2 protein-coding genes are annotated in these 3,050 nt (G+C 43.4%); one reads left to right on the top strand and one right to left on the bottom strand.

Annotated features, from left to right (window positions below; translation table 11 throughout):
* Positions 1-90 precede the first annotated feature (90 nt).
* Positions 91-1,287 carry an MFS transporter gene (locus JK188_RS16940; RefSeq protein ID WP_211887844.1) on the top strand — a complete coding sequence of 399 codons (1,197 nt, stop codon included), beginning with the start codon at positions 91-93 and terminating at the stop codon, positions 1,285-1,287.
* A gap of 68 nt (positions 1,288-1,355) precedes the next feature.
* On the opposite strand, the gene JK188_RS16945 is transcribed toward JK188_RS16940, so the two are convergent.
* Complete coding sequence (locus JK188_RS16945) at positions 1,356-3,041, bottom strand: ArnT family glycosyltransferase (RefSeq protein ID WP_249215544.1); 1,686 nt, start codon at positions 3,039-3,041, stop codon at positions 1,356-1,358.
* Positions 3,042-3,050: the final 9 nt, after the last annotated feature.

Consider the following 3,050-nt stretch of genomic DNA (forward strand, 5'->3'; position numbering starts at 1 on the left):
AATATGTTACAGCGTTTTATTTCAAATAAATAATATCTTTTCGGAGTTTATATCTGACAATTAATCCTAATTGAGCAGATTAATACAAAAATGAGCCCTGCTAATTCGAGTTTTCAACATTTTCGACGTTCTGCTTCTTTTGCTATTTTTACGATTACAACCAGCATTGCCGTTATCGGCATCGTGATTGGTCTCAGTATCCCGATGGTGGCGCTGAGACTGAATAATTTTGGTGTGGGTGAATTGTACATTGGCATTATCTCTGCGGCTCCTGCCTTGGGAATGTTTTTGATTGCCCCTGTGGTACAGCGTATTGTAAAGTGGTGTGGAAAGCGCAAAGCGATGTTAATCGCGACGGTGATCTCCGCCATTAGCTTACTGCCACTGCTAAGTTCATTGCCTTTATGGCTACTTTTCCCTTTGCGGTTGATTACGGGACTTGCAAGCGGTGTGATGATTTGCTTGGGGGAAACGTGGATCAACGAATTATCCCCTGAAAACAAGAGAGGGCGGATATTGGCGATTTACACGACGGTATTTACCGTAAGCCAATTATTAGGTCCGTCATTTATTGCTTATTACGGTGTGGAAGATAAATCGCCTCTGTTTATTTGTACCTTGATTCACTTAATTTCTGTGGCTTTATTCCTACTGATGGATCAGAAAGTGGGAGATAGGCTTGCAGAAACGGCGTCAGAATCTAACTTTTCAATTGTGCAATTCGTGAAAGTGGCTCCTGGAATTTGTGCCGGGATCCTATTTTTTGCTTTTTTCGATGGCACTATCTTGTCGATGTTCCCAATTTACGGGATGGGTATGGGGCATACCGAGGCGGTTGCGGCGATGATGATCAGCGCAATTTTGGCAGGGGATGCGATTATGCAGATGCCGTTTGGTTGGTTAGCTGATCATATGAATCGCGAAAAATTGTACCGTATTTGCGGCGTGGTGACGTTAGGGGCCAGCATGCTGCTGCCATTCTTAATTACTCACACTGTCTTTATTTGGGTTTTATTGTTTGTGTTAGGGGCGACAGCTGGCGCCATTTACACCATCGCTTTAGTGCAGATTGGTCAATACTTCAGAGGGAATGAGCTGATTATTGCTAACGCCGCAGCGGCAATGTTATGGGGCATTGGTAACCTTTCTGGTCCATTATTGGCTGGCGCTGCAACGGCGATTTCGCCATCAGGTCTGCCGATATTATTGATTGGAATAGCGGGACTATTTTTATGGTTTACCCGTGAAAAATATGGTGCTCAAGCTATTGAGCAACAAGCTCAGTAACGTCTTTTTATCACCAATGCATTAAAAAATCCCCGAGTTTTATCTCGGGGATTTTTATTCGCTATCAACTATTCTATCACTCGATAAACCACTAAATTTTCACGAAATTCATCAGGACGATGGTTTGACCAAAACAGTTCCATGCCTTCAGGAGCTGGTTGAACTTCTTTGGATAATACAATCAGCCATCGGCACTGTTGTGGTTTTTCAAATTCCATCTGTCTTTGATGCAAAATACCGGTGTAGTAATAGAGCATCGGCGCTTCTGATTCCCCAAGGTTTTCGGAAGCCATGCAGTCATGTTGGGTAAATTGCCCTTCTAAATGATGTCGAAGATCCAGGAAAACCCCTTCGTAGCCTTTTGAATAATCAATCCAACCAACAAATAATGTGAGAATAATGCTCCACACACTCACCATTCCCAGTGACCAGTTTCTTATCGCTTGGAAAGCGCTGCTTGATGAGGAAATAAGATGATTGCGGAAGAACCAAAAACAGGTAATAAAAATACCCGCTATCAACGCAAATACAGAAAAATGCATTTGGTAATCAAGAGGTAGCCAACGACCAAAAACAGGCAACCATTGGGCGTGATGACCCGTTAATACGATAGCGTAGCAAACCCACAGAAAGAGAATTACCCCAGACCAGAAGAAGGCGGCGAAGCGTGCGAATGCGTTTAAGACTTTCTCTGAAAACCAGTCAAGAGCCTGTACAGCGAGGAGCGCCATCGGAGCAATAAAGGGCAGTAAATAGAGCGCTCGCCCACTGGCAGACATTTGCAAGAATACCACGCCAAGGACAGGAAATATGGCAATCAAATATTCATTATGATCACGCAGGCGTCTGAGCGGATGACGTAACAAATAGGCAGTTGCCAGTAGCCCAGCAGGAAGCGCAAAAAATGCGACTGCAGAAGGAATACGCGTGAAATTGGCTTTAGCCCCTAACTTCTCAACGGAGAATCCAAGGAAGCGACCAATGTTATTTTCCCAAAACCAAGTCACGAACAGCTCGGGATGCTGTACATACAGCATGACTGGCCAAGGTAGAATTGCAATGAGGGCAACCAAACCCGCGAATAGTGCGGGTAGCCAAAACTGTTTAGATCGGCATTGAATAAGAAATACAGGTGCCAAAAATAGGCTGATCCATAGAACGCCGGGAATAAACACGCCTTTAGATAAGGTGGTGATAATGGTGCCAAGGCAGAGCCAGAAGGCGGACGCGGTAATTTTCTGTTGCTGAATTAACCCTAATAAGCCATATAAACCGATGGTTGCTCCGGTCATTAATGAAACATCGGTGAACATTTCATGGGTGTGTCGCAATATTCCCGGCGCACAAATATACAGTGCAAAGGTGGTCCAAATACGGGCATCAGAAAAACTGTCAGATTTAAAAAAGCGACGTGCTAATAAAATAAAAAATGAAAAATTAATAATAGAAAAAAATAAGCTCGCGCTGCGGGCTGCATCATATAGCGGCATCACTCCCGATAATAAATGAGAAAAAACCGTCGCCGTCCAATAATAGAATGGCGGTTTTTCCATAAAAGGCTCGCCCGCATTGGTCGGTACCAGCCAATTACCCGTTTCATACATGGTTTGAATAATACCAAAACTGTAGTTTTCATCCTGCTTCCATGGGCTATGCCCATAAATCCCGGGAAGGAGATAAATCAGTAAAAATACAGCAAAAAGTATTAAGGCGCTTTTTGGCATTGTTTTAATTGAGGATGTAATAGTTGACATAATATTTAT

Source organism: Providencia sp. JGM181, assembly GCF_018257375.1.
Classification (GTDB): Bacteria; Pseudomonadota; Gammaproteobacteria; order Enterobacterales; family Enterobacteriaceae; genus Providencia; species Providencia lanzhouensis.